Below are 25,395 nucleotides of genomic sequence, written 5' to 3'. Positions count from 1 at the left end.
ATGGCTACGCTTGAACTTCGCAATGTAAACAAGACCTATGGCGCCGGCCTGCCCGACACCTTGAAGAACATCGAACTGTCGATCAAGGAAGGCGAGTTCCTGATCCTGGTCGGCCCTTCGGGTTGCGGCAAGTCCACCTTGATGAACTGCATCGCCGGCCTTGAGACCATCTCCGGCGGCGCGATCATGATCGGTGATCAGGATGTGAGCGGCATGAGCCCCAAGGACCGTGACATCGCCATGGTGTTCCAGTCCTACGCGCTGTACCCGACCATGAGCGTGCGCGAGAACATCGAGTTCGGCCTGAAGATTCGCAAGATGCCCCAGGCTGATATCGACGCCGAAGTGGCGCGCGTGGCCAAGCTGCTGCAGATCGAGCACCTGCTCAACCGCAAGCCTGGCCAGCTGTCCGGCGGCCAGCAACAGCGCGTGGCCATGGGCCGGGCGCTGGCGCGTCGGCCGAAGATCTACCTGTTCGACGAGCCGCTGTCGAACCTCGACGCCAAGCTGCGCGTCGAGATGCGCACCGAAATGAAGCTGATGCACCAGCGCCTGAAAACCACCACCGTCTACGTGACCCACGACCAGATCGAAGCAATGACCCTGGGCGACAAAGTGGCGGTGATGAAGGACGGGATCATCCAGCAATTCGGCACGCCGAAAGAAATTTACAACGACCCTGCCAACCTATTTGTGGCAAGCTTTATCGGTTCACCACCGATGAACTTCGTTCCCATGCGCCTAAAACGCCAGGACGGTGGTCTGGTGGCAGTGCTCGACAGCGGCCAGGCCCGTTGCGAGTTGGCGCTGGGCATGAACGACGCAGGTCTGGAAGACCGCGACGTGATCCTGGGCCTGCGGCCGGAGCAGATCGTGCTGGCGGCGGGCGAGGGCAACGGCGCGTCGAGCATTCGTGCCGAAGTCCAGGTGACCGAGCCGACCGGCCCGGACACCCTGGTGTTCGTGCAGCTCAACGACACCAAGGTCTGCTGCCGTTTGGCGCCGGACGTGGCACCGCAGGTAGGCGAGACCCTGACCCTGCAATTCGACCCGGCCAAGGTGTTGCTGTTCGACGCCAAGACCGGTGAGCGATTGGGCACCGCCGCTGCATCGCCGGCACAGGGGCATGCCGGCAACGTAACCCGCTTCAAGGGCCGTTAAGCAACATAACTGATTGTTTTAATTAAAAAATGTAACCCGCGTTAGATAAAAACAGTTTAATAACAATAAAGACGAGGATGTAGGGATGAAAAAGCAACACAACAACACTCGGCTGTTCTGCCAACTGTCAGCAGCAGCAGCCCTTGTATTGTCCGCCAATGCGATGGCGGCCGATGCGTTCAGCGCCGATTCCAAGTGGATGACCGGCGATTGGGGCGGCGAGCGTACCAAGCTGATCGAGCAAGGTATCGACATCAAGGCCGATTACGTAGGGGAAATGGGCTACAACGCCCACGGTGGCTACAACGACGACAAGACCGGTCGTTACTCCGACCAGTTCGGTCTGGGTGTGGCACTGGACCTGCAAAAGCTGTGGGGCTGGGATAACACCCAGGCCAAGATCCAGTTTACCAACCGTAATGGCCAGAACATCTCCAATGACCGTATTGGCGACCCGCGTGCCGGCACCTTGAGCTCGTCGCAGGAAGTGTATGGCCGTGGCCACATGGTGCGCCTGACCCAGTTCTGGGTTCAGCACCAGATGTTCGACAACAAACTCGACGTGAAACTCGGCTACTTCGGTGAAGGCGAAGACTTCAACACCTTCCCGTGCGACTTCCAGAACCTGTCGTTCTGTGGCTCCCAGGTCGGTAACTACGTAAACACCTGGTACAACTGGCCGGTCGCCCAGGCCGCCATCCGCGTGAAGTACAACATCACGCCTGAGCTGTATGCGCAAATCGGCGCCTATAACCAGAACCCGTCGCAACTGGAGCACGGCAACGGCTTCAAACTCAGCGGCAGTGGTACCAAAGGCACCGTGATTCCGGTGGAATTGGTCTGGTCGCCGAAGGTCAACAACCTGCCTGGCGAATACCGCGTGGGTTACTACAAAAGCGCGGCCGATGCTCCGGATGTACGTGAAGACGTCAACGGCAACGATGCGGTCCTCACTGGCGCAAACTTGCGTACCCGCAGCAGCAAAAAAGGCTACTGGTTCGTTGCCCAACAGCAACTCACCACCCACAACGGCGACGCTTCGCGCGGCTTGAACATCGCGGCCAACGCGACCTTCCACGACAAGGAAACCAACCTGGTCGACAACTACCAGTCGTTGATGCTGGTGTACAAGGGCCCGTTCGACGCGCGTCCAAAAGATGACGTCGGGATTGGCGTCGCTCGCCTGCACGTCAACGATGACGTGAAGAAGAACTCGCAGCTGCTCAATGCCGCCAATGGCATCAGCGACTACGACAATCCGCTGTACACGCCGATTCGCGAGACCGAGTACAACGTCGAACTGAACTACGGTTTCCACGTCACCAACTGGCTGACCGTGCGTCCTAACCTGCAATACGTTGTCCAGCCAGGTGGCGTGGACAAAGTCGACAACGCGCTGGTAGCGGGCCTGAAGATTCAGTCTACGTTCTAACGCTGTTGCGATAAGCTCCTTCTCTCTGTGCGCATTTTGCGGGTAGCCATGGCTATCCGCTTTTTTTTGAGTGGCACCGTGATATTCAGGACCTGTGCACATGCATGAGCAACCGCTGCAACGCTTTTTCAAGTCCCTGCGCGAGCGTCCGGTGTTCGCCTGGGAGCGCTTTCAGATGCGCGATGTGTTGGTGATCGACCACCCGCTGTGCCAGGCGGTATTCAGTCGCCAAGGCGCGCAATTGCTGCACTTTCAGCCCACCGGCCAGAAACCCTGGCTGTGGTGTGCGGCCAAATGGCCGCAAGTCGGCGCGATCCGCGGCGGCGTGCCGGTATGCTGGCCCTGGTATGGCCGTCACCCCAGCGAAAACGCGTGGCCGTCCCACGGCTGGGCGCGCTTGATCGACTGGAAACTGCTCGACAGCAGTACCGATGACGAGGGCGTGCGTCTGCATTGGCAGTTGCAGTTGTGTGACTGGCAGGTGGACCTGCACGCGCAGTTGGGCGACACCCTGGAACTGCGCCTGAGCACTGAGCATCAGGACGAGCTGCCGTGCCAGTTGAGCCATGCGTTGCACGCTTATTGGCGTATCGGTCACGTTGACGAGGTAGCGCTGTCTGGGCTTGACGGCGCGCAGGGTTATGACCAGCTCAATCGTCAGGTTTGCCAGCAGGAAGGCGAGTTGCGGGTCGATGGTGGATGCCAGCGGGTGTTCCAGCATGAGGGCGAATTGCAGCTCAAGGACCATGCCTGGCAGCGTGAACTGTGCATCGATACCGGCGACAGCGCCGACACGGTGGTGTGGCATCCGGGCAGCCGGCCGTTGCTGGGTGTCAGTTTCAATGAGGCATCGGGGTTTGTGTGTGTGGAGTCGGCGATGGCCGGTGCGAGCCTGGCGCCGGGGGAGCGGGCGCATTTGAGCTTGCAGGCCAGGGCTGGGGCCTAGCTGTGTGGCTGATGGCCTCATCGGGGGCAAGCCCCCTCCCACTTTTGAATGGGTTCACAAATCAAAACGTGGGAGGGGGCTTGCCCCCGATGAGGCCGTTGAAGCCCACACACCTACCGGCTTAGTTGAACTCATCCCCCACCGGATACCGGCTGTCATTCAAGCTCTCTTTGATCTTGCGCAAGTGTGGCTGGAAATCCACGCCACGGCGCAACGTCATGCCGGTCGCCAGCACATCCAGGACCGTCAGCTGAATGATCCGCGACGTCATCGGCATGTAGATATCGGTGTCTTCCGGCAGCGGAATGTTCAGGCTCACGGTACTGGCCTTGGCCAGCGGTGAGTTCTCGGCCGTCACCCCCAGCACCGACGCGCCGTTTTCCCGCGCGATACGCGCCACTTCCACCAACTCACGGGTACGCCCGGTGTAGGAAATGATCACGAACAACTCACCGGTGTGGGCGACCGAGGCGATCATGCGTTGCATCAGCACGTCGGCGTGGGCGGTCACCGCCAGGTTGAAACGGAAGAATTTGTGCAGCGCGTCCATCGCCACCGGCGCCGAGGCGCCCAGGCCGAAAAAGTGGATCTGCCGCGCCTGGATCAACAAATCCACGGCCTTGCTGATCAGGGCCGGGTCCAGGGCCTGGCAGGCGCTGTCCAGGGATGCAATGGCGCTGCCAAAGATCTTCTGGGTGTAGGCCTCGGGGTTATCATCGGCTTCCACGGCGCGGCTGACATACGCTGCGCCACTGGCCAGACTTTGCGCCAGCTGCAATTTAAGTTCAGGGTAGCCGCTGACACCGAACGAACGGCAGAAACGGTTGACCGTCGGTTCACTGACCGAGGCGGCCTGGGCAAGGGCGGCGATCGAGAAGCGGGTGGCCTGCTGCGGGTTGAGCAGGATGACCTCGGCGACTTTTTTCTCGGCCTTGTTCAATTCTTCGAGGCGGTTCCGGATCTGTTCCAGAAGATTTCGCACGCGGTCCATTCAGTCTTTCCTTCGGGCGACGATGCAAATAAAAAGGCGGTAACCAATCGATGAGTGGCATTTCGCGGTGGCCTATCCTACTGAGGGTAGCCGAACACCACCACTCGCAATGCGTATTGGCGGAAAATGTTGTGGTTATTACTACATTTTTCCTTGAGTGATGCCTTGAAAAAAGGTATTTGTAGCTTAACTTGATAAAAGAACAAACATCATGCCTTCGATAACCGTAGAACCCTGCACCTTTGCCCTGTTTGGCGCCTTGGGTGATCTGGCGCTGCGCAAGTTATTTCCTGCCCTCTATCAACTCGATGGTGCCGGCCTGCTGCACGATGACACACGTATCCTGGCCTTGGCCCGCGAAGCCGGGTCCGAGCAGCAGCACCTGGCCCATATCGAAAAAGAACTGCGCAAATACGTCGGCAAGGAACTCGACGAAGCCGTGGCCCAGCGTTTCCTGGCGCGCCTGGCTTATGTGCATGTCGACTTCATGAAGGCCGACGACTACGTCGGCCTTGCCGAGAAGGTCGGTGGCGAACAGCGTCTGATCGCCTACTTCGCCACTCCGGCCGCCGTGTATGGCGCGATCTGTGAGAACCTGTCCAAGGTCGGCCTGGCGGAAAACACCCGCGTGGTGCTGGAAAAACCGATTGGTTCGGACCTGGAATCCTCGCGCAAGGTCAACGACGCCGTGGCGCAGTTTTTCCCGGAAAATCGCACCTATCGCATTGACCACTACCTGGGCAAAGAGACGGTGCAGAACCTGATCGCCCTGCGTTTCGCCAACAGCCTGTTCGAAACCCAGTGGAACCAGAACTACATTTCCCACGTGGAAATCACCGTGGCCGAGCAGGTCGGCATCGAAGGCCGTTGGGGCTACTTCGACAAGGCCGGCCAACTGCGCGACATGATCCAGAACCACCTGCTGCAGTTGCTGTGCCTGATCGCCATGGACCCGCCGGCCGACCTGTCCGCCGACAGCATCCGTGACGAGAAGGTCAAGGTGCTCAAGGCCCTGGCGCCGATCAGCCCGGAAGGCCTGACCACCCAGGTGGTGCGCGGCCAGTACATCGCCGGCTACAGCGCCGGTAAAGCCGTGCCGGGCTACCTGGAAGAAGAGAACTCCAACACCCAGAGCGACACCGAGACCTTTGTTGCCCTGCGCGCCGATATCCGTAACTGGCGTTGGGCCGGGGTGCCGTTCTATCTGCGTACCGGCAAGCGCATGCCGCAAAAGCTGTCGCAGATTGTCATCCACTTCAAGGAACCGTCCCACTATATTTTCGCCCCCGAGCAGCGCTTGCAGATCAGCAACAAGCTGATCATCCGCCTGCAGCCGGACGAAGGTATTTCCTTGCGCGTGATGACCAAGGAGCAGGGCCTGGACAAGGGCATGCAACTGCGCAGCGGTCCGCTGCAACTGAATTTTTCCGACACTTATCGCAGCGCACGCATCCCCGATGCCTACGAGCGCTTGCTGTTGGAAGTGATGCGCGGCAATCAGAACCTGTTTGTTCGCAAAGATGAAATCGAAGCCGCGTGGAAGTGGTGTGACCAGTTGATCGCCGGGTGGAAGAAATCCGGCGATGCGCCCAAGCCGTACGCGGCGGGTTCCTGGGGGCCGATGAGCTCGATTGCACTGATCACGCGGGATGGGAGGTCGTGGTATGGCGATATCTGAATTGAAACTGCCTCAGGGCGTCACTGCCCATGAGTACCGCACGCCCGTGCTGTTGGCGGACGGTCTGGCCAATGACGTGGCCGAACAATTGCGCACGGCCATCAGCGCCCGTGGTGAGGCGACGTTGGTCGTGTCCGGTGGCCGCAGCCCCGTGGCGTTCTTCCAGAACCTGGCCAGGCAGGTCCTGGACTGGTCCAAGGTCACCATCACCCTGGCCGATGAGCGCTGGGTGCCAGTGGAGCACGCCGACAGCAATGCCGGCTTGCTCAAGCAGCACCTGTTGCAAGGCCCGGCGGCCGAGGCCAGGTTTCTCAGCCTGTACAGCGCTGCCGCCAACCTCGAAGACGCCGCCGAGCAGGCCGATCGCCTGCTGGCCGAGTTGCCGGCCATCGATGTGCTGGTGCTGGGCATGGGCGATGACGGCCATACCGCATCGCTGTTTCCCAACAGCCCGAACCTTGCCCAAGCGTTGCAGGCCGACGGTACCCGCCGTTGCTGGCCGATGCTGGCGCCGACCGTGCCGCACCAGCGCCTGACCCTGAGTCGCGCATTGCTGGCGACGGCCCAGTACACCGTGCTGTCGATTTCCGGCAGCTCGAAATTGACCACCTTGAGCGCCGCGCTGGCGGGTGACGACGTCGCCGCCATGCCGATTCGCGCGTTTTTGCAACCTACATTAGAGATTTACTGGTGCCCATGAGCCAAGGATCAGCCGCTATGAAAAGCCCTCAACCGACCGTGTCCATGGCGGATAAAGTTGCCCTGATCGACAGCCTCTGCGCCAAGGCGCGGATCCTGCCGGTGATCACCATCGCCCGCGAACAGGACATCCTGCCGCTGGCCGATGCCCTGGCAGCCGGTGGCCTGACCGCATTGGAAGTGACCCTGCGTTCCGAGTTCGGCCTCAAGGCCATTCAGGTGCTGCGCGAGCAGCGCCCTGAACTGTGCACCGGTGCCGGCACTGTGCTGGACCGTCATATGCTCGAAGCGGCCGAAGTGGCCGGCTCGCAATTTATCGTCACCCCCGGCATCACCCGCGACTTGCTGGAAGCCTCGGTGCACAGCCCGATCCCGCTGCTGCCCGGCATCAGCAATGCCTCCGGCATCATGGAAGGCTATGGCCTGGGTTATCGCCGCTTCAAGTTGTTCCCAGCCGAGGTCAGCGGCGGTGTGGCTGCGATCAAGGCCTTGGGTGGCCCGTTCGGTGAAGTGAAATTCTGCCCGACCGGTGGCGTCGGCCCGGCTAACATCAAAAGCTACATGGCGTTGAAAAACGTGATGTGCGTGGGCGGTAGCTGGATGCTTGATCCCGAGTGGGTCAGGAACGGCGACTGGGCACGCATCCAGGAAGTCACCGCTGAGGCGCTGGCGCTGCTGGATTGATCTGATTTATCGAATCGTTGTTGCTGTGCTTAACGGCATTTTTGCGGTGCACTTGGTCGGTGTACCGCTTTTTTTTGCCTGTAGAAATCAAGATCACCACAAAAACAATGTGGGAGGGGGCTTGCCCCCGATGGCGGTGTATCAGTCACCCAGTGTATTGACTGAACCACTGCTATCGGGGGCAAGCCCCCTCCCACATTTTAATCTGCGTTTAGTCGGGTAATTGCGTGGACCAACCTATCGATGTCCGCAGCGGTAGTCACCAACCCCGGCGTCACACGAATACAGGTGCCAAACGCCGCCCCTGAGCGGGTCGTGGTGAACACGTCATACTCCTTGAGCAATCTGTCGACCATCACCTGCTGATCGCGCCCAATGAACTTGAACGCAGTAATCGCGCAATACAGCCTCGGGTCATCCGGCGTCAGCACCTCAATCCCCGGCAACGCGCGCACCTGGCTCACCCACAGGTCCCGCAGATAGTTGACCCGTGCGCCTTTGGCCGCCGCACCACCCAGTTGCCGATGCTCTTCAAGCACCATTGGCAAGCTCATCAACGCCGGAAAGTTCGGTGTGCTGTAGGACGTACGTGCCCGCACATCCGTGGCGGGGTAGTGGAATTCGCCCATGTCCGGGTCGATATCCGGCAGGCGTTCGGGGGCAATGTAGAGAAAGCCCAGGGTCAGCGGCGCGCCGATCCATTTGTGCAGGTTGAAACCGGCGAACTGAATGCCCAGCTCGGCAAGGTTGAAATCGATCTGGCCCAGGGCGTGGGCGCCGTCGAGGATCACGTCGACCCCTTGTTCGCGCGCGGCCCTGGCAATCGCCGCCACCGGCATGACCAGGCCGGTACGGTGGGTGACATGGGTCAGCGCCATCAACTTCAGGCGCGGGTATTGATTGAAGGTATCGCGATAAGTCTGCAACAGGCTGTCGAAACTGGCCGGGTGTGTATGGGAGATTTCGATCACTTCGACACCGCGCACACCGGCCAGCCAGCGCATCGCACCTTTGACCGTGTCGTACTCCAGATCACTGATCAGCACCTGATCGCCCGGTTGCAGGCGGTTGTAGTTGCGGATCAGCGACTGCAAGGCTTCGGTGGCGTTGCGGGTGAAGGCCACCGAGTCGGGGTCTGCATTGATCAACGCGGCCAGTTGGCGGCGAATCTCGATATTTTCCCCTTGTTCGAAGCGCTGACGCACATACACCGAGTTGCTCCGGTTGATAAACGCCACGTGTTCCAGGTACTGCGCCTGGACTGCACGGCTCATGCGCCCAAAGTAGCCGTTTTCCAGATTGATCGGGCCCGGCTCCAGTTCGTAGCGCTGGGCGATGGCCTGCCAGTGAGGTTCGTTGTTCGCATTCCTTGGCATGGCGTGGCTCTCGGTTAAATTAGTGGCGAGGGGCGGGTTTACCGTGTTTGACGCGCAACGGTTCGAGCAATTCGGCCAGGCCGTTGTGGTCGATTTCCTGCATCAGTGCCAGCAAGCCGCCCAGTTCCCCGTGGGGAAATCCCTCGCGAGCGAACCAGTTCAGATAAGGGCCGGGCAGGTCGGCGATGATCCGGCCTTTGTATTTGCCAAAAGGCATTTGGCGGGTAATCAGCAATTCGAGTTTTTCGGGGTTCATGGTGTTGAGCCGTGAAGGCGGGGTCTTCGAAAATACAGGCATTCTGCATGAAGGCCAAATGACAGATCATGCAAATAACATACATACAGATGGTTCAATTATTCTTAAAGTATTGAATTATAAGACAAAAGTAATTTTTTAAAACCTGGCACGGCGGCTGCAATCATTAAGGCAACCTTCCTCAATCCACACAAGGAATTGAAAAATGACTGACATCAACAAAGAATCGATCTCTGTACTCAACGACCTGATCGAAACCAGCATCGATGGCCAGAAAGGTTTCCAAGAGTGCGCAGAAGACATCAAGCATCCTGAACTCAAAGCACTGTTCACCAAGCGCTCCGCCGACTGCGCTACTGCTGCTGCCGAGCTGAAAACTGCAGTACGTGCCCTGGGTGGCGATCCGGAAGATTCCGGCAGCATGGCCGGTGCCCTGCATCGCGGTTGGGTTGACGTGAAGTCTATGGTGACCGGCAAGGACGAAGAGTCCGTGCTCAACGAAGCCGAGCGCGGTGAAGATCACGCTCTGAAGGCTTACCGTGAAGCGATCGAGAAGATCAACAAGCACAACCTGCTGGGTATTCGTGATCTGGTTGAACGTCAGTATCACGGCGTGCAGCGTAACCACGATCAGGTGAAAGCCCTGCGTAACCAGGCACGTGCTCAGTCTTGATTTGAGCGCTGTACGGTTGCATGCGCGTTGACTGATAGCTAACGCGTAGAAAAATCCGAGGTCCCTTTGGGCCTCGGATTTTTTTTCGCCTGCACGCAGCGCCGCCAGCCTTCAAGGCTCAAGAGATACCACGTTGTCAGGTTTTGATAAGCGTGACCTCGGCGCTTGCAGCTCAGCTCCTGTGTTTTTTATAGGCGTACACGGGATGGAAGTCTTTGGAGATCTGGTCGATTGGCGAGGGAAGCGTGGCGGTGCTGATGGGTTTGAGCCGAAACTTGTTCCTGATTTGAAACATTTCCCTCTCCTTATCATCCGGTGCAAATAAAAACACCATGCCCTCAATGTCGAGTACTCGGCCTATTTCATCCGCAACGCGTTCGGTAATAGGCGCCCCCATCAAGGTAATGATTTTAACTTGCTCGCAGGCGATGGGAAAATCAGGATCATCGTAAGTAGCGACCGGCATGATGTTCGGGATTGCACTGTGGCGGTTGACGCCATTGGAAACGGGCTGACGGTATAAATTCAGATTAACGGCCGCGTCGAAACCGGATATCAAGGTACCTGCGTGGATGCGTCCTTCTCCCCAGACATCGAGTAGAGGCACGGTTCGGTTAATAATTTGATAATGCTGGAAGGCGTACGACAGGGAGTGGTCATTATTTCGATAGAAGCAATAAAGCAGCCCTTCGTATTCTACCAGGCACGGACTGTTTGAGATGCCGTCCTTCACGATAATCTTGTCAGGGCACCACGTTCCATTGTCCAGATAGTTGACACAGAGACTGGTGTGTTCGGACTTTACGGTACGTGCGCTGAAGAGGCTGTCGTTGTAAACATAAAGGGAAGGGCTTTCCGAAACATTGGCAGACAGGCTCATTTCGTGAGACCACTGTATACCGTCAAATTTAATGCACCAGGCAGTTTTGGTACTTGCCTTGTGATAGGCGCAGTAGAGTTCGCCCTTGTACACGGCAAGGGTGGGTGATTCAGTTATCTCAAGGTTGCGGATATGCTGATCCTGGTCCCAGTCGGTGCCATTGAATGTCGAATACCACAGGGTGCCACGGTCTTCCTCCCAGCCTTGATGGAAGCAATATAATTTATCCTGATAAACCGCCAGGGAGGGGGAGGTCAAGATGCCTTTCTTCGTGGTAATGACGTTTGACCAGGTGTCTCCGTCAAAGGTCGTGTACGTTAACTTTTGCGAGTCGCCACCGGGCCGAAATGCGCAGTAGATTTTATTGTCGTACACCGCTACTGCAGGCGTACCGGTGACATAGATATGGGGGATGGTGTGTTTGGCAGTGTTTTTCAGTTGGCCCGAGGGCATACGCTGGAAGATCAGGTAATCCACTTTGCCGTTGTCGATACTGCCGTAATGTTGAATAAATACATACAGGTCGCCTTTGAAGACCACCGCGCTGATACTGGCCGACGACCTGTCCGGCAGGTGTGTACCGCTGAACCAAGTTCCCGATTCCTTGAACGTGTTGTTTTCATAAACCACATTGTCGAGTGGGTTCTTCATTGTATAGTTTCCTGGCGTGTTCTAGATACGTTGTCAGTCGTACAGTGGAGACGGCGACTGAATAGGCAACCGGCAATACATATTGAAAGCCTGTTGATTTTTATCGAACGTACAGAACCGGGCCAGTCCGTATTGCGGGCGCTGGACGTGGGACAACGCCCTGTTCACTGAGGGTCGTTGCGTGGGAGTTACCCGCGGGCAAGTGTATGTGTACTAGGTTAGTTGCACGGTATGAATAAGACGGGTGTAAAGCAGGTGCCGGACGTGAAGTCCGGGGTTATCGATCAGGACGGCCAATGGAAGGCCGTCCCTTACCCGATGCCATGGTTCAGCCAATGCTGATCGGCGGCAGTTCGGTCAGCGTCACAACCTGCTGCTTACGCGGCGCAAGGATCTCCGCTTCGCCATCCACTACCAGTTCATCACGCTGGTTGAACACGCGAGTGGCAATGCGTACGCGAAACTTCGGCAGCTTCTCCAGGATTTCCAGGCGCACCGTCAGGGTGTCGCCGATTTTGACCGGCTTCTGAAAGCTCATCTGCTGGCCGATATAAATCGTGCCCGGCCCAGGCAGTTCGCAGGCAACGGCCGCACTGATCAGCGCACCGCTGAACATGCCGTGGGCGATACGCTCCTTGAACATGGTTGCCTTGGCATAGTCGGCGTCCAGGTGCACCGGGTTGTGATCGCCGGACATGGCGGCGAACAACTGGATATCGCGCTCTTCGACAGTCTTGCTGAAGCTGGCGGTCTGGCCGACTTCAAGGGCCTCATAGGGGGTGTTGGTTACCTGGGTCATCTAAACGTGCATCCTGTGGCTAATCGGGAATTTAATCGGCTGATTTTAAACGCAAAGTCATTCGCAGCGGGTGGGCCTGCGCAATGTCAGGGCGTACTCGAGCCACGTCAGTACATCCGCGGTGACGTCGTCGCGGTTGGTTTCGTTGAACACTTCATGACGCGCCTGCGGATAGATCGTCAATTGCAGGTGCTGGCAGCCGGCCTCACGCAGGGCGTGGGCCAGGCTCTTGAGACGCTTGCCTTCACTCACCGGATCACATTCACCGCCGATTATCAGAATCGGCAGGCCCGGGTCGATCTGCGCGAGGTTGGACGCTTTGCCGATGTGCTGCAAGCCGCCGAGCAGGTCGACCCACAGTTGATTGGTGCAGCGAAAACCGCAGAGCGGGTCATGGATGTACGTGTCGACTTCAACCGGGTCGCGGCTGAGCCAGTCGAAGGCGGTGCGATTGGGTTTGAACGCTTTGTTGAATGAACCGAACGAGAGGAAGTCAATCAACGCACTGCGCCCACGCAGGCCCTGGCGTGCGCGTTCGATGCGTGCAATCAGCCGCGCTGCGCGATACAGCGCCACCGGCTGGAAATTCGAACCGCTCAGAATCGCGCCGTGCAAGCTGGCGCTGTGATGCAGCATGTACGCCTGGGCGATATAGCTGCCCATGCTGTGGCCCAGCAAGATGATCGACAGCCCCGGATGCTGCTGGCCGATGTGCTGGTTGAGGCTGGCCAGGTCGCCCACGACCTTGTTCCAGCCATCGTTATCGGCATAAAGCCCCAGGGTGCCCTCGTCGGCGGTGCGGCCATGCCCGCGTTGGTCCAGCGCATATACACCGTAGCCGGCGCCGCACACTGCCTGGGCCAGACGCGCATAGCGGCCGCTGTGCTCGGCCATGCCGTGGGACAGCATCACCAGGGCCTTGGGCGGAACGTCAGGCATCCATTGATTGACGTACAGGCGGCTGTGGTCGTTCGCGGTCAGCCAGAAAGTGCTGTGGTTCATGGCGGTTCCTTTGCTCAGGGTCGTTGCAGTGTATAGCTCATCTGCCCGAGGGCGGGGTATCTGCCTACGCCTCAGCAACAAGATTCATACAATCAATGACACAGTTCAGCGTATTTGCCTGTTTGGCCATTACTGCTAACGTCCTCAAAGCTCCGCTCTTTATAGCTGCATAGAAAAGCGGCCGGACCTGTTCAGGTAAAGAGGACAAGAATAATGCAACCTGATTTCTGGAATGACAAACGCGCCGCGGGCGTTCCCAATGACATTGATCTCACCAGTTACACGTCGGTGATCGAAGTCTTCGAGCGCTCCTGCAAGACCTTTGCCGACCGTCCGGCGTTCAGCAACATGGGCATTACCCTCACCTACGCCGAGCTTGAGCGCCACAGCGCGGCGTTCGCCGGTTACCTGCAACAGCACACCGACCTCAAGCCCGGCGAGCGCATCGCGGTGCAGATGCCCAATGTGTTGCATTATCCGATTGCCGTTTTTGGCGCACTGCGCGCCGGGCTGATCGTGGTCAATACCAACCCCTTGTACACCCCGCGTGAAATGCGCCACCAGTTCAAGGATGCCGGCGTGCGCGCGCTGGTCTACCTCAATCTGTTCGGTGCGCGGGTTCAGGAGGTGTGTGCCGACACCGAGATCGACTACCTGATCGAAGCCAGAATGGGCGACTTCATGCCCGCCGCGAAGGGCTGGCTGGTCAACACACTGGTCGACAAAGTGAAGAAGATGGTCCCGGCCTATCACCTGCCGCGTGCGGTGTTGTTCAAGCGCGCCCTGCGCATGGGCGCCGGCCTGGGCGTGACCCGCCATCCGGTGACGCTCGACGACATCGCTGTGCTGCAATACACCGGTGGCACCACGGGCCTGGCCAAGGGCGCGATGCTCACCCACGGCAACCTGGTGGCGAATATGCAGCAGGTGCGGGCGTGCATGTCCCAGACCGGCGACGATGGTCACCCGTTGATCAAGGAAGGGCAGGAGGTGATGATTGCGCCGCTGCCGCTGTACCACATCTATGCGTTCACCGCGAACTGCATGTGCATGATGGTGTCCGGCAACCACAACGTGCTGATCACCAACCCGCGGGACATTGGCGGGTTCATCAAGGAGCTGAAGAAGTGGCGTTTCACCGGGTTGCTGGGGCTCAACACCTTGTTTGTGGCGCTGATGGACCATCCGGACTTCAAGAACCTGGACTTTTCCCATCTCAAGCTGACCAACTCCGGCGGCACGGCGTTGATCAAGGCCACCGCCGAGCGCTGGCAGCACATCACCGGTTGTGCGATCGGCGAGGGCTACGGCCTGACCGAAACCTCGCCGGTGGCCAGCACCAACCCGTATGGCCATAAGTCACGACTGGGTACCGTCGGTATTCCGGTGCCGGCCACGGCCATGAAAGTGATCGATGACGAGGGCGCCGAGCTGCCGTTGGGCGAGCGCGGTGAGCTGTGCATCAAGGGCCCGCAGGTGATGAAGGGCTATTGGCAGCAACCGCAGGCCACCGCCGAAGCGCTGGACGCCGAAGGCTGGCTCAAGACCGGCGATATCGCCGTGATCGATGCCGATGGCTTTATCCGTATTGTGGACCGCAAGAAAGACCTGATTATCGTGTCGGGCTTCAATGTGTACCCCAACGAAATCGAGGACGTGGTGATGGCGCATCCCGCCGTGGCCAACTGTGCGGTGATCGGCGTGCCGGACGAGCGTACCGGGGAGGCGGTGAAACTGTTTGTGGTGGCGCGTGCCCAGGGGGTGAGCCTTGAGGAGTTGAAGGCGTACTGCAAGACCAATTTCACCGGGTACAAGGTGCCCAAGCATATTGTGCTCAGGGATTCGCTGCCGATGACGCCGGTGGGCAAGATTCTGCGGCGGGAGCTACGCGACATCGCCTGATGTGAAACAGGCTCAACATGTGGGAGGGGGCTTGCCCCCGATAGCAGTGGTTCAGTCGACATATGGGGAGACTGATACACCGCTATCGGGGGCAAGCCCCCTCCCACATTGGGTATTTGTTGCCCAGTAAGCCCATTCCAGAGCGGATTCCAGCGATATAGAATCTTTGCTCTAAAAATGACCATTGGATATTCTTGAGTCATGTTTATGACTGTAGGGCCCTCTTTTGGCTCTAGGCGGGCCTTGGCAAAGCTGCTACTCTCGGCGCGCTTTGTGACGTCTAGGCCTGCTTGAAAGCGCCAGATTCACCTTAAAACACACACCAATAATAATCGCATCAAATGCGATGATGAATTCGCGTCGCTGAGGAGTGGGCTTCCATGAACGAAGACTTTTGGAAGGATAAGTACCCCGCCGGGATTGCTGCACAAATCAATCCAGACGAGTATCCGAATATTCAGGCGGTACTGAAGCAGTCCTGCCAACGCTTCGCCAACAAACCGGCTTTCAGCAACCTGGGCAAGACCATCACCTACGGTGAGTTGTACCAATTGTCCGGCGCATTTGCCGCCTACCTGCAACAGCATACCGACTTGAAGCCCGGCGATCGAATCGCCGTGCAACTGCCCAACGTCCTGCAGTACCCGGTCGCCGTATTCGGCGCCATCCGTGCCGGGCTGATCGTGGTCAACACCAACCCGCTGTACACCGCGCGGGAAATGGAACACCAATTCAACGACTCCGGTGCCAAGGCCCTGGTTTGCCTGGCCAACATGGCGCACCTGGCCGAAAAAGTCGTGCCCAAGACCGCCGTCAAACACGTGATCGTTACCGAAGTGGCCGACCTGCTGTCGCCGTTCAAACGCCTGTTGATCAACAGCGTGATCAAGTACGTGAAGAAAATGGTCCCGGCGTACCACTTGCCGCAAGCGATCAAGTTCAATGACGTGCTGGCCAAGGGGCACGGCCAACCGGTCAGCGATGCCAACCCGGCCAGCGGCGATGTGGCGGTGCTGCAATACACCGGCGGCACCACCGGCGTGGCCAAAGGCGCGATGCTCACCCATCGCAACCTGGTCGCCAACATGCTGCAATGCAAGGCGCTGATGGGTTCCAACCTCAATGAAGGGTGCGAAATCCTGATCACGCCGCTGCCGCTTTATCACATCTATGCGTTCACCTTTCACTGCATGGCGATGATGCTGATCGGCAACCACAACATCCTGATCAGCAACCCGCGCGACCTGCCGGCGATGGTCAAGGAACTGTCGAAGTGGAAGTTCAGCGGCTTTGTCGGCCTTAATACCCTGTTTGTGGCGCTGTGCAATAACGAAGGTTTCCGCAAGCTGGATTTCTCCGCGCTGAAGGTCACCCTGTCCGGCGGCATGGCGCTGCAACTGGCGGCGGCCGAACGCTGGAAGGCCGTGACCGGTTGTGCCATCTGCGAGGGCTACGGCATGACCGAAACCAGCCCGGTGGCCACTGTGAACCCGATCCAGCATATCCAGATCGGTACCATTGGCATTCCGGTGCCGTCCACCGTGTGCAAGGTTATTGCTGACGATGGCACCGAGCTGGCGCTGGGTGAAACCGGCGAGCTGTGCGTCAAAGGCCCACAAGTGATGAAGGGCTACTGGCAGCGTGAAGACGCCACCGCCGAGATGCTCGACAGCGAAGGCTGGCTGAAGACCGGTGACATCGCGATCATCCAGCCCGATGGCTACATGCGAATTGTCGACCGCAAGAAGGACATGATCCTGGTCTCGGGCTTCAACGTGTATCCCAACGAGCTGGAAGACGTGCTGGCAGGCCTGCCGGGTGTGTTGCAATGCGCGGCCATCGGCGTACCGGACGAAAAGTCCGGGGAGCACATCAAGCTGTTCATCGTGGTCAAGCCAGGGGCCACCCTGACCAAGGAGCAGGTGATGGAGCACATGCGCGCCAACGTCACCGGCTACAAAGTGCCCAGGGCCGTTGAGTTCCGTGATGCATTGCCGACCACCAACGTGGGCAAGATCCTGCGGCGTGAATTGCGCGATGAAGAACTGAAGAAGCTCGGTCTTAAAAAGTAACGCAATTCAAAGGTGGGAGGGGGGCAAGTCGAATCGTCGCACCGCCCCTCCCACATTTTTTGCACGCGTTCTTACAGAGCGAACTGGGCGAAGCTGATTCCCGCACCGGCCGGCCGCACGTCCTTGAGGAACGAGTCCTTGTCGGCGCTCAGTTCAAGGGTGATCTCCGGCTTGCGTTTGCCGGCATTGCGCACCACCAGCCCTTCGAGGTTTTCGCGCAGGAACACAGTCGGCACCTTCAGGTGCAGCAACTGGTCGGTTTCGGCGTTGTGCATCAACAGGTGGATCCACTCGTACTGGCCCACGGCGATCCGCGCCACTGGCAGGTCGAACCACCAGATGTTGCGTTTGCGGTCCAGGTCGGTGAAATGGCAATTGTTGACGCCGAGTACGGCACCCCCCAGTTCCTGGTTTCTGCGGGCGATGGCCTGTGCTTTATCGAGTTTCATAACCTTCCTACGGGGATCTGTTATTCAGCGTGTGAGCCTGAATGTGCCGGGCATTCTCGTGGGTTGGCCGCAAAACATAAAGGCAAACCTGCCCCTTTCGATGAAATGGCCGCTGAAAATAATTGAAACTCTGGCGCTTGGCTTTGAGTCAACCGCAGCGTAGTGACCAAAAACCATTTGATTGTTATCAGGAGTAATACCATGGGCAGCACTTCCGATAAGGTAAAAGGCATGGCTAACGAAGCCGTCGGTAACGTCAAGCAAGGCGTCGGCAAGGCTACGGATAACGACAAACTGCGTGCTGAAGGCGTGGTCCAGGAAAAGAAAGGCGAAGCACAGCAGGCAGTCGGCAAGACCAAGGATGCGGTGAAAAAAGCTACCGAGTAAAGCGGCTTGGCTGGCTCCTCCAGCAGCCCGACGGCCATCCACGGATGGCCGTTTTTGTGGGTACTGGCGCAACTAAACTTTAGAAATTGTTTCAAAGTCGCCAAATGGGCTACTTTGATGTAGAAAACGGCCCCTGAGTCGCCCACGACTTCAACTCTTTGCGGCGAAAGGAGACGCTAATGATTTTTCCGGTACTCGATGGTCTCAAGCTGCACAAGGTGCTGGTGCGCACCGTCACCGAATTCGTCGACGACGAGATGCCCACCTATGCCTCGGCACTGGCGTACCAGATGCTGTTCTCGCTGTTCCCCTTCCTGCTGTTCCTGATTGCGCTGATCGGTTTCCTGCATCTGCCGGACTTTTTCACCTGGCTGCGCCTGCAGTCGGAGCTGGTATTGCCGCCCCAGGCCCTGGAGCAGGTCAACCCGGTGATCGACCAACTGCAGCAATCCAAGGGCGGGCTGCTGTCGGTGGGTATCGTGATCGCTCTGTGGACCGCCTCTGCCGGCGTGCGCCTGATGATGAGTGCGATGAACGCGGCGTATGACGTGGTGGAAGGGCGCCCGATCTGGAAGCGTTTTCCGCTGTCGATTTTCTACACCGTCGGCATCGCCGGCATGCTCCTGGCCGCCGCTGCGCTGATGGTGCTCGGCCCGCAAGTGATGGAGTGGCTGGCGGGGCAGATCGGCATGCAGGAGTTCGTCGTCACGCTGTGGACCATCCTGCGCTGGCCGCTGATCGTGATCCTGCTGATGTTCGCCGTGGCCCTCATGTATTACGTGATGCCGGACGTCGAACAGGAGTTTCGCTTTATCACACCGGGTTCCGTACTGGCGGTGGTGGTGTGGATCGTCGCTTCCCTTGGCTTTGGCTACTACGTCAAGACCTTCGCCGACTACAACGCCATGTATGGCAGTATCGGTGCGATCATCGTCCTGCTGCTGTACTTCTATATTTCCGCCGCCGTGCTGTTGCTCGGTGCGGAGATGAACGCCGTGATCGAACACATGTCCGCCGAGGGCAAGGACCCCGGCGAGAAGGAAATCGACGAACCGGGTCATACCTCTGAAAAACAGCATGTCTCAGGCCTAGGCCGGGACCACTCCAAGCCCCTCGCCGAGCCTGATCAATGATCCGTGAAATCCTCAAAATGGGCGATGAACGCCTGCTGCGCATCGCCCCGCCCGTACCACCGGAAATGTTCGACAGCCCCGAGTTGTGGCAACTGATCGATGACATGTTCCAGACCATGGAACATGTGGGCGGCGTCGGCCTGGCTGCGCCGCAGATCGGCGTGGACCTGCAACTGGTGATCTTCGGTTTCGAGGCCAGCGAACGCTACCCGGAGGCGCCACCGGTACCGCAGACTATCCTGATCAACCCGCTGATCACGCCGCTCAGCCCGGTGCTGGAAGAGGGTTATGAGGGTTGCCTGTCGGTTCCCGGCCTGCGCGGCGCCGTGGACCGTTACCAGCAGATCCGCTATGAAGGTTTCGACCCCAAGGGCGAGCCGATCGTACGCTTCGCCGAGGGCTTCCATGCCCGGGTGGTGCAGCATGAATGTGACCACCTGATCGGTCGCTTGTACCCGTCGCGGATTACCGACTTCAGCAAATTCGGGTTTATCGAGGTGATGTTCCCGGAAATGGACCCAACCGCCGACGAATGACCTGCAGGCCCTCTGCAGGAGCGAGCTTGCTCGCGAAAAACGTCAACGATAACGCGTGCTTGCTGAATGAACGCGGTGCCTGTGAGTTTTTCGCGAGCAAGCTCGCTCCTACCCACCGCTATCGGGCGCACGCCATCCAGTTCATTGACGTCCCATCGCGATCATCGGCTTATTCCGCTTGTAGCGCACCAGCCGTTCGCTGAGCGATTGCGGCAACACGGTGTCCTGTGAAAACCCCATACGCTGGTACAACCCTTCAAGGTCCGGATGGCACAACAGCCAGACCGTGCCGTCCACACCCGCCACCGCCTGGTGGATCAATCGCGCCGCCAGCCCCTGGCCGCGATAGGCCGGGTCAACGAACACCCCCGTCAGCCATTGCCCACCGACCACGGGTGTCAGGCACAACCCGGCCACGATCTCACCGTCTCTCGCCACCCATAACTGCCCGCCCTTGAGCGCCTTCATCGACGAGTTATGGTTGCGGTAAAACTTGTTCAGCAACGGCCATAGCGGCGCTGCCAGCCGTTCGATATGCATGGTCAAACCAAATGGAGAGGGCAAGGCGCGCATTGTAACCGGTGCCGGCAAAGCGCAAACAACGGCTACCCTTTCCTTTTATAAAGTTATAAGAAAATGACTTTTAAATATTATTAAAGAATAAGAGGGCTTGTTAGGATCGCTCCCAACCCGCACCCCCCGCCAAGGCCAAGGAAGCGCTCTTATGCTGAAAATAATTGTTGTCGCCATTCTTTCGCTGGTCGCTGCCAACGTGCTGGCCGCCGATCCGTCCACTCTGCGCATTGGCTATCAGAAAAGCTCGGTGAGCATGGTGCTCGCCCGTGAGCACAAGCTCTTCGAAGCCGCACTGCCCGGCACCCAGGTGCAGTGGACCGAGTTCCTCGGTGGCCCACCGCTGATCGAGGCGCTGAACGCCGGCAGCCTGGACATCGGCAATATCGGCGACATCCCGCCCATTTTCGCCCAGGCCGCCGGTATCGAGTTGCAGTACATCGCCGTCGAACCCAATGACGGCAAGACCGAAGCCGTGCTCGTGCCCAAAGCCAGTACGATTCAACGCGTGGCCGAACTCAAGGGCAAGCGCGTGGCACTGCTCAAGGGTTCCAGCGCGCACAACCTGTTCCTCAAGAGCCTGCTGCGCGAAGGCTTGCAGTGGAAGGATGTGAACGTGGTGTACCTGTCACCGTCCGACGGGCGTGCCGCATTCGAGCAAGGCAAGGTGGACGCCTGGGTCGTGTGGGACCCGTATTACTCGGCCGCCGTGGTCGACGGTGCCGCCCGTGTGTTGGGCACCGGCGAAGGTCTGAACCCTGCCGGCAGTTTCTTCGTGACCAGCGGCGCGTTTGCCCGGCAAAACCCCCAGGCCATAGCCACCATCCTCCAGACCCTCGGTAAGGCGCAGCGTCTGTCGCTGGACCAGCCCGAGGCCAGCATCGCGCTGATGGCCAAGACCCTGGGCCTGCAACCGGCCGTGGTCAAAAGCTACTTCGAGCACCGCTCGCCGGCGCCGATCCGGCCGCTGCAGGGGGGCGACATCGCCACTCAGCAAGGCACCGCCGACCTGTTTTTCGCCAATGGCCTGATCCCGAAAAAGATCGATGTGCAGCAGGTGGTGTTCAAAGGCCCATAACCCCAGGGTGAGTTGTTCTGCGGTGTAGCTTAGATAGCTGCCAAGGTGTCTTTCAGTGCCTGGGTTTGTGGAGCAGCCGTCTTCGCCGCTACCTGCTGCTGTTGCTGCTCCTTCAGACGCTCAGCCACCTGGCTGGCAATGGCGTCTTGCCTTTCCTGCGGCAGGGCCTGCACTTGTTCCTCGGTCATCCCCTGCTCCTTGAGCAACTGTTCGCGGATGCGTTCGGCCGGGGTTTTACTCATGTACTCGGTGAATTCAGCCCGTGCCCCCGAGGTCGACGCGGTGGCCTGCAACTGCACGCGAGTCTTGGCGAAGGCCTCATCGATGCGATCGCTCGCCTTGTCCAGCTCCTTCTGCGCGGCCGGCATCGTCACGCCTTGCTGCGCACCCTGCAGGGCGCCGCTGTACAACGCGCTGGCGGCCGCGTTGGCCGGGTCCATGTCGGGTCGTTTGATCTGTTGAACCGTCGAAACGGCTTGGGTGGTGGTGTTAACCAGCATGATCGGTCACCTGTGCAAATATGCGGTGTGACAGCTGGAGCAATTAGCATGCCGGGCAGTGTGTACGTGCTTTTACTGGGGTAGAAGCCGCCGTCGCGGCAAACACTGTCCCATCGACGGCCAAGCGTTGCCGTCAGTGGGCGATATGCTCCAACGCCAGGTTACGCGTACGCGGCCCGAACCAACTGATGGTAATCATCACGATCAACATGCTGCTGGCAATAAACGCCAGCACGCCCGGCGTGCCCAGGTGTTCAAGGATAAAGCCGATCAGCAGGCTGCTGAATACCGTGGACAAGCGGCTGAACGAGTAACAGAACCCCACCGCCCGCGCTCGGATATTGGTGGGGAACAACTCGCTCTGATACGAGTGATAGCTGAAGCTCAGCCAGGCATTGCAGAAGGTGATCATCACCCCGCAGAAAATCAGCCCCACCGCCGTGGTTTGCAGGGCGAACAGGCTGCCGAAGATCACCGCGCCCATGGCCGAGCCGACGATCTGCCATTTGTTTTCAAAACGGTTGGCGACCTTGACGAACAGCAACGGGCCCAGCGGGTAGGCGAGGGTGATGATGAAGGCGTAGAGCAGGCTGTGGGTCACACTGACGCCCTGGCCCGACAGCAAGGCCGGCAACCAGTTGCCAAAGCCGAAGAAACCGATGGCCTGGAACACGTGAAACACAATCAGCATCAAAGCGCGGCGACGGTAGGGCGGCTGCCAGATATCGGCGAAACGGCCGCTGCCCTGCACGCTGACAGTCTCCGGTTCCGGTGTATCCAGAGGCTGGCCGTGATCCTTCAGGCAGCGTGCCTCCAGGTTGTCCATGATCGCGCCGGCTTCCTCGAAACGACCTTTCTGCGCCAGCCAGCGCGGTGACTCCGGCAGGCGCTTGCGCAGTTGCCAGATGAACAGCGCAAACACCGCACTGCTGAGCACTACCCAGCGCCAGCCGGAGATACCGAACGGCGCCTGGGGCACCAGCCACCACGACATCAGCGCCACCGCCGGCACCGACAGGAACTGGATGAAAAACGCAAAGGCAAACGCCGAACTGCGCATGCGCTTGGGCACCAGTTCCGACAGATAGGCGTCGATGGTCACCAACTCGATGCCCAGGCCAATACCCACCAGAAAGCGCATGCCGATAATGCCCAGCGCCGATGTCTGGAGGCCCATCAACACCGTGGCGACGGTGTACCAGATCAAGGCAAAGGTGAAGATCGCCCGGCGTCCGAAACGGTCGGCGACGGGGCTGAGCAGGCTGGCGCCGAGGAACAGGCCGAAGAACGTGGCGGAGGCGAACGCAGCCTGGTCGGAGAAGCCAAACACCCCTTCGCTGCCGGTGTGGAAGAGCCCGTCGCTGATCAGGCCGGGGCTGATATAGGCCGTCTGGAACAGGTCATACAGCTCGAAAAAACCGCCGATCGACAGCAATGCCACCAGGCGCCAGATGCTGGCGACCGCGGGCAGACGGTCGATGCGTGCACTGATGTGGGCAGCGCGGGTCGGGTCGATGCCATCGATGGCGGTAGGTGCAGGCATGGTGACAGAACTCAGTAAGTGATCGGGATTTCAACTATCTGGAACGCATCATCCACCGGCTCGTAACCCAGCACCCGCGTGGTTTCGCTCAGGTCCAGGCGCTTGAAGCGGTTATTGGAAATGCCATGGGCGATCAAGTGTTTCACGCCCTGCGCCTCTACCGAACGCTGCAGCAATTGCACGGCATCGCGGGGGCTGAGCCACGCGCTGAGGTCGCGGGCGTTGTTCAGGTCGTGGCTTTCGGGGAATTCAAACGCGCCGATGCGCAGGGCGATGGTCGACAGTGGCGTCTTGGCTGCATAGTAGCCACACAGCGCCTCGCCGTAGCATTTGCTCACGCCATACAGGTTGGCGGGCATCACCGGCATACCCGGAGTTATCTGGCGATCCACCGGGTAGCCTTCGATGGTTTGCGCACTGCTGGCGAATACCAGGCGCTGCACGCCGGCGTTCACGGCGGCTTCGAACAGGTAGGTGGTGGCGAGGATATTATTGGGCAACAGTTCGTCGAACGAGGCGCTGGCATGGGGGATGCCCGACAGGTGCACGATCACATCAATGCCTTCGAGCAGGGTTGCGAGGCTGGATTTAGCACTGAGATCGGCGTGTACGAAGCGGTGCCCGCCCACGTCGAAGTCCGGCGCGATGCGGTCAGTGAGGGTGAAACGGTAGCGATCTTTCGACGCCTGGAAAAATGCCTTGCCGATTCTGCCGCAGGCGCCGGTGAGGAGTACGTTGAGTCCGTTCAAGAGGTTGTGCCTTGCTTAGTTGTGGCCGTCGAGGGCGAAGGTCCTGAAACCGGCGTGCTGGCTGAGCCGCTGGTAGTAGGCGGCAATGGCCGGGTAGGGCGGACGCGCCATGGGCGTCGCCTGCCAGCGGTGCACCGAGAGGCCGATGAGGATATCGGCGAGGGTGAACTCATCGCCGGCCACATAAGCGCCGGTCCTGGCCAACTGCTGTTCGAGAATGCCCATCTTGTCGTTCCACGCCTGCACGGCGGCGGCAATTTGCGTTGCGTCCAGCCCATCGGGATTGTTACGCACCAGCGCGGTGAATGCGTCGCCCCAGGCGCGGTTGAGCTCGATGGCTTGCCAGTCGATCCATTGCTCGACGCGGGCGCGGGGCGCGGGCTCGAAGGGCAGCAGGTCAGTGCGTTGATACAGGCCGACGAGGTAGCGGCAGATGGTATTGGACTCCCACAGCACGCCGTGGTCGTCGATCAGCACCGGCACCTGGGCGTTGGGGTTCAGGGCCAGAAACTCGTCAGATTGGGTGGGCTTGAAGCCGATGCCCCAGTCCTCGCGCACATAGTCGATGCCCAGTTCCTGGCAGGTCCAGAGTACTTTGCGCACGTTGATGGAAGATGCGCGACCCAAGATTTTCAGTGAGTGTCCCATGGTGCTTCCCTGGCTTGGAGAGTGGTTAATCTAGCAGGGGCCAAGTGGGCACGGTTAAAAAATGTGGGAGGGGGCTTGCCCCCTCCCACATTTTGATCGAGTAGGGACTTAAGCGCGTGGTGTGTGTTGGTCCATGGCTTTGCCCACCAGCAAGACGCTCAGCTCGCTCAGTTGGTGAATGGCCAGGGCCACGTCGCGGTGTTTGCCGGTGAGGTCGTCGGACAGGTCGAGCAGCAAGGTACTGACGGAGCATACGGTTTCGTAGCTGTTGATCAGCAGGGTTTCGGTGGAAACATCGGGGACGAGGGTGAAGAGGGTGGTTGGCGGCGTATCGATTTTTTTGATCATGAGAGCATCCTGGAATGGGCTGCCGCCGTATCGCTACTAAACGAGGGTGGCAACTGTACGCAGGTTAGTAGACCGGTGGACACTCAAAGCCGGCGCACTCGAAAGTGCCCTACGCACAGCCGCCATTAACGCGGGCAGACTTATGCACTTGGAGTGACCAAACTCAGGCTACTAAACCCGATCACCGAGACATTCAGTGACCGGCAAACCTTAAAGACCGCCACCCAGGCGCACAAGCCGGCGGATTCT

At 59.1% G+C, this 25,395-nt stretch carries 26 protein-coding genes; 13 read left to right on the top strand and 13 right to left on the bottom strand.

The features are described from left to right. The 3 genes from PspCFBP13528_RS19280 to PspCFBP13528_RS19270 all read left to right on the top strand — a co-directional run bounded on the left by PspCFBP13528_RS19280 (position 1) and on the right by PspCFBP13528_RS19270 (position 3,539). A complete protein-coding gene (locus tag PspCFBP13528_RS19280) occupies positions 1 to 1,161 on the top strand; it encodes an ABC transporter ATP-binding protein (protein ID WP_065949394.1) in 1,161 nt (386 codons plus the stop codon). An 85-nt stretch (positions 1,162 to 1,246) separates the two neighbouring features. After that, positions 1,247 to 2,593, top strand: coding sequence for a carbohydrate porin (locus tag PspCFBP13528_RS19275; RefSeq protein ID WP_065949395.1), 1,347 nt, complete (start codon positions 1,247 to 1,249; stop codon positions 2,591 to 2,593). 100 nt (positions 2,594 to 2,693) lie between these two features. After that, positions 2,694 to 3,539 carry a D-hexose-6-phosphate mutarotase gene (locus PspCFBP13528_RS19270; protein WP_065949396.1) on the top strand — a complete coding sequence of 282 codons (846 nt, stop codon included), beginning with the start codon at positions 2,694 to 2,696 and terminating at the stop codon, positions 3,537 to 3,539. Positions 3,540 to 3,660: 121 nt separating this feature from the next. On the opposite strand, the gene PspCFBP13528_RS19265 is transcribed toward PspCFBP13528_RS19270, so the two are convergent. Then, a complete protein-coding gene (locus tag PspCFBP13528_RS19265) occupies positions 3,661 to 4,521 on the bottom strand; it encodes a MurR/RpiR family transcriptional regulator (protein WP_170039859.1) in 861 nt (286 codons plus the stop codon). Between the two features lie 220 nt (positions 4,522 to 4,741). On the opposite strand from PspCFBP13528_RS19265, the gene zwf reads away from it, so the two are divergent. The 3 genes from zwf to PspCFBP13528_RS19250 are packed head-to-tail and all read left to right on the top strand — an operon-like array spanning position 4,742 to position 7,591. Beyond that, complete coding sequence (gene zwf, locus PspCFBP13528_RS19260; protein ID WP_065949397.1) at positions 4,742 to 6,208, top strand: glucose-6-phosphate dehydrogenase; 1,467 nt, start codon at positions 4,742 to 4,744, stop codon at positions 6,206 to 6,208. Continuing rightward, entirely contained in the window at positions 6,195 to 6,908 is a 714-nt protein-coding gene (gene pgl, locus PspCFBP13528_RS19255; RefSeq protein WP_101219964.1) for a 6-phosphogluconolactonase, read from the top strand. The genes zwf and pgl overlap by 14 nt, the downstream gene beginning before the upstream one ends. A gap of 17 nt (positions 6,909 to 6,925) precedes the next feature. After that, positions 6,926 to 7,591: a bifunctional 4-hydroxy-2-oxoglutarate aldolase/2-dehydro-3-deoxy-phosphogluconate aldolase gene (locus PspCFBP13528_RS19250; protein WP_065949399.1), complete on the top strand. Its 666-nt coding sequence runs from the start codon at positions 6,926 to 6,928 to the stop codon at positions 7,589 to 7,591. A gap of 200 nt (positions 7,592 to 7,791) precedes the next feature. Here the strand turns inward: PspCFBP13528_RS19250 and PspCFBP13528_RS19245 are convergent, their stop codons facing one another. Continuing rightward, on the bottom strand, positions 7,792 to 8,967 hold the full coding sequence (locus tag PspCFBP13528_RS19245; RefSeq protein WP_137201265.1) for an aminotransferase class V-fold PLP-dependent enzyme: 1,176 nt from the start codon (positions 8,965 to 8,967) through the stop codon (positions 7,792 to 7,794). Positions 8,968 to 8,986: 19 nt separating this feature from the next. Next, on the bottom strand, positions 8,987 to 9,223 hold the full coding sequence (locus tag PspCFBP13528_RS19240; protein WP_065887770.1) for a DUF3820 family protein: 237 nt from the start codon (positions 9,221 to 9,223) through the stop codon (positions 8,987 to 8,989). Positions 9,224 to 9,428: 205 nt separating this feature from the next. Between PspCFBP13528_RS19240 and PspCFBP13528_RS19235 the strand changes: the two genes are divergently transcribed. Beyond that, a complete protein-coding gene (locus PspCFBP13528_RS19235) occupies positions 9,429 to 9,896 on the top strand; it encodes a PA2169 family four-helix-bundle protein (protein ID WP_065949401.1) in 468 nt (155 codons plus the stop codon). 172 nt (positions 9,897 to 10,068) lie between these two features. Here the strand turns inward: PspCFBP13528_RS19235 and PspCFBP13528_RS19230 are convergent, their stop codons facing one another. The 3 genes from PspCFBP13528_RS19230 to PspCFBP13528_RS19220 all read right to left on the bottom strand — a co-directional run bounded on the left by PspCFBP13528_RS19230 (position 10,069) and on the right by PspCFBP13528_RS19220 (position 13,228). Next, positions 10,069 to 11,427 (bottom strand): sialidase family protein, encoded by a 1,359-nt coding sequence (locus tag PspCFBP13528_RS19230; RefSeq protein WP_137201264.1) that lies wholly within the window; start codon positions 11,425 to 11,427, stop codon positions 10,069 to 10,071. A gap of 328 nt (positions 11,428 to 11,755) precedes the next feature. Beyond that, on the bottom strand, positions 11,756 to 12,226 hold the full coding sequence (locus tag PspCFBP13528_RS19225) for a MaoC family dehydratase (RefSeq protein WP_065949403.1): 471 nt from the start codon (positions 12,224 to 12,226) through the stop codon (positions 11,756 to 11,758). A 57-nt stretch (positions 12,227 to 12,283) separates the two neighbouring features. Then, positions 12,284 to 13,228 (bottom strand): alpha/beta hydrolase, encoded by a 945-nt coding sequence (locus PspCFBP13528_RS19220; protein ID WP_137201263.1) that lies wholly within the window; start codon positions 13,226 to 13,228, stop codon positions 12,284 to 12,286. A 213-nt stretch (positions 13,229 to 13,441) separates the two neighbouring features. On the opposite strand from PspCFBP13528_RS19220, the gene fadD2 reads away from it, so the two are divergent. Together fadD2 and fadD1 are read left to right on the top strand one after the other, a co-directional pair. Next, positions 13,442 to 15,130, top strand: a complete 1,689-nt coding sequence (fadD2, locus tag PspCFBP13528_RS19215) for a long-chain-fatty-acid--CoA ligase FadD2 (protein ID WP_137201262.1) — start codon at positions 13,442 to 13,444, stop codon at positions 15,128 to 15,130. Between the two features lie 380 nt (positions 15,131 to 15,510). After that, complete coding sequence (gene fadD1, locus PspCFBP13528_RS19210) at positions 15,511 to 17,202, top strand: long-chain-fatty-acid--CoA ligase FadD1 (RefSeq protein ID WP_065949406.1); 1,692 nt, start codon at positions 15,511 to 15,513, stop codon at positions 17,200 to 17,202. A 71-nt stretch (positions 17,203 to 17,273) separates the two neighbouring features. Here fadD1 and PspCFBP13528_RS19205 read toward each other — a convergent pair whose 3' ends face one another. Then, positions 17,274 to 17,651: a hypothetical protein gene (locus PspCFBP13528_RS19205; protein WP_065949407.1), complete on the bottom strand. Its 378-nt coding sequence runs from the start codon at positions 17,649 to 17,651 to the stop codon at positions 17,274 to 17,276. A 201-nt stretch (positions 17,652 to 17,852) separates the two neighbouring features. On the opposite strand from PspCFBP13528_RS19205, the gene PspCFBP13528_RS19200 reads away from it, so the two are divergent. The 3 genes from PspCFBP13528_RS19200 to def all read left to right on the top strand — a co-directional run bounded on the left by PspCFBP13528_RS19200 (position 17,853) and on the right by def (position 19,707). Then, positions 17,853 to 18,038 (top strand): CsbD family protein, encoded by a 186-nt coding sequence (locus PspCFBP13528_RS19200; protein ID WP_043051227.1) that lies wholly within the window; start codon positions 17,853 to 17,855, stop codon positions 18,036 to 18,038. A 179-nt stretch (positions 18,039 to 18,217) separates the two neighbouring features. Continuing rightward, positions 18,218 to 19,171, top strand: a complete 954-nt coding sequence (locus tag PspCFBP13528_RS19195) for a YihY/virulence factor BrkB family protein (protein ID WP_065949409.1) — start codon at positions 18,218 to 18,220, stop codon at positions 19,169 to 19,171. Beyond that, positions 19,168 to 19,707: a peptide deformylase gene (def, locus tag PspCFBP13528_RS19190; RefSeq protein ID WP_065949410.1), complete on the top strand. Its 540-nt coding sequence runs from the start codon at positions 19,168 to 19,170 to the stop codon at positions 19,705 to 19,707. Before PspCFBP13528_RS19195 ends, def begins: the two co-directional genes overlap by 4 nt. A 141-nt stretch (positions 19,708 to 19,848) precedes the next feature. On the opposite strand, the gene PspCFBP13528_RS19185 is transcribed toward def, so the two are convergent. Beyond that, a complete protein-coding gene (locus PspCFBP13528_RS19185) occupies positions 19,849 to 20,247 on the bottom strand; it encodes a GNAT family N-acetyltransferase (RefSeq protein ID WP_137201261.1) in 399 nt (132 codons plus the stop codon). A 184-nt stretch (positions 20,248 to 20,431) separates the two neighbouring features. Between PspCFBP13528_RS19185 and PspCFBP13528_RS19180 the strand changes: the two genes are divergently transcribed. Continuing rightward, a complete protein-coding gene (locus PspCFBP13528_RS19180; RefSeq protein WP_137201260.1) occupies positions 20,432 to 21,358 on the top strand; it encodes an aliphatic sulfonate ABC transporter substrate-binding protein in 927 nt (308 codons plus the stop codon). 29 nt (positions 21,359 to 21,387) lie between these two features. Here the strand turns inward: PspCFBP13528_RS19180 and PspCFBP13528_RS19175 are convergent, their stop codons facing one another. From PspCFBP13528_RS19175 to PspCFBP13528_RS19155, 5 genes are all read right to left on the bottom strand, one after another. Next, positions 21,388 to 21,858, bottom strand: a complete 471-nt coding sequence (locus PspCFBP13528_RS19175; protein ID WP_137201259.1) for a hypothetical protein — start codon at positions 21,856 to 21,858, stop codon at positions 21,388 to 21,390. Positions 21,859 to 21,991: 133 nt separating this feature from the next. Beyond that, positions 21,992 to 23,401: an MFS transporter gene (locus PspCFBP13528_RS19170; RefSeq protein WP_137201258.1), complete on the bottom strand. Its 1,410-nt coding sequence runs from the start codon at positions 23,399 to 23,401 to the stop codon at positions 21,992 to 21,994. Positions 23,402 to 23,412: 11 nt separating this feature from the next. After that, positions 23,413 to 24,150, bottom strand: coding sequence for an NAD(P)-dependent oxidoreductase (locus tag PspCFBP13528_RS19165; protein WP_137201257.1), 738 nt, complete (start codon positions 24,148 to 24,150; stop codon positions 23,413 to 23,415). 15 nt (positions 24,151 to 24,165) lie between these two features. Then, the gene (locus PspCFBP13528_RS19160) at positions 24,166 to 24,798 is read right to left on the bottom strand and encodes a glutathione S-transferase (protein WP_137201256.1); all 633 of its coding nucleotides are present in this window, start codon (positions 24,796 to 24,798) and stop codon (positions 24,166 to 24,168) included. A gap of 108 nt (positions 24,799 to 24,906) precedes the next feature. After that, positions 24,907 to 25,146, bottom strand: a complete 240-nt coding sequence (locus tag PspCFBP13528_RS19155) for a DUF6124 family protein (RefSeq protein ID WP_065887722.1) — start codon at positions 25,144 to 25,146, stop codon at positions 24,907 to 24,909. Positions 25,147 to 25,395: the final 249 nt, after the last annotated feature.

The sequence above is a fragment of the Pseudomonas sp. CFBP13528 genome, from assembly GCF_005233615.1.
Classification (GTDB): domain Bacteria; phylum Pseudomonadota; class Gammaproteobacteria; order Pseudomonadales; family Pseudomonadaceae; genus Aquipseudomonas; species Aquipseudomonas fluorescens_AM.
The sequence above is the reverse complement of the archived record's forward strand: the minus strand, read 5'-3'. Positions and strand labels throughout refer to the sequence as shown.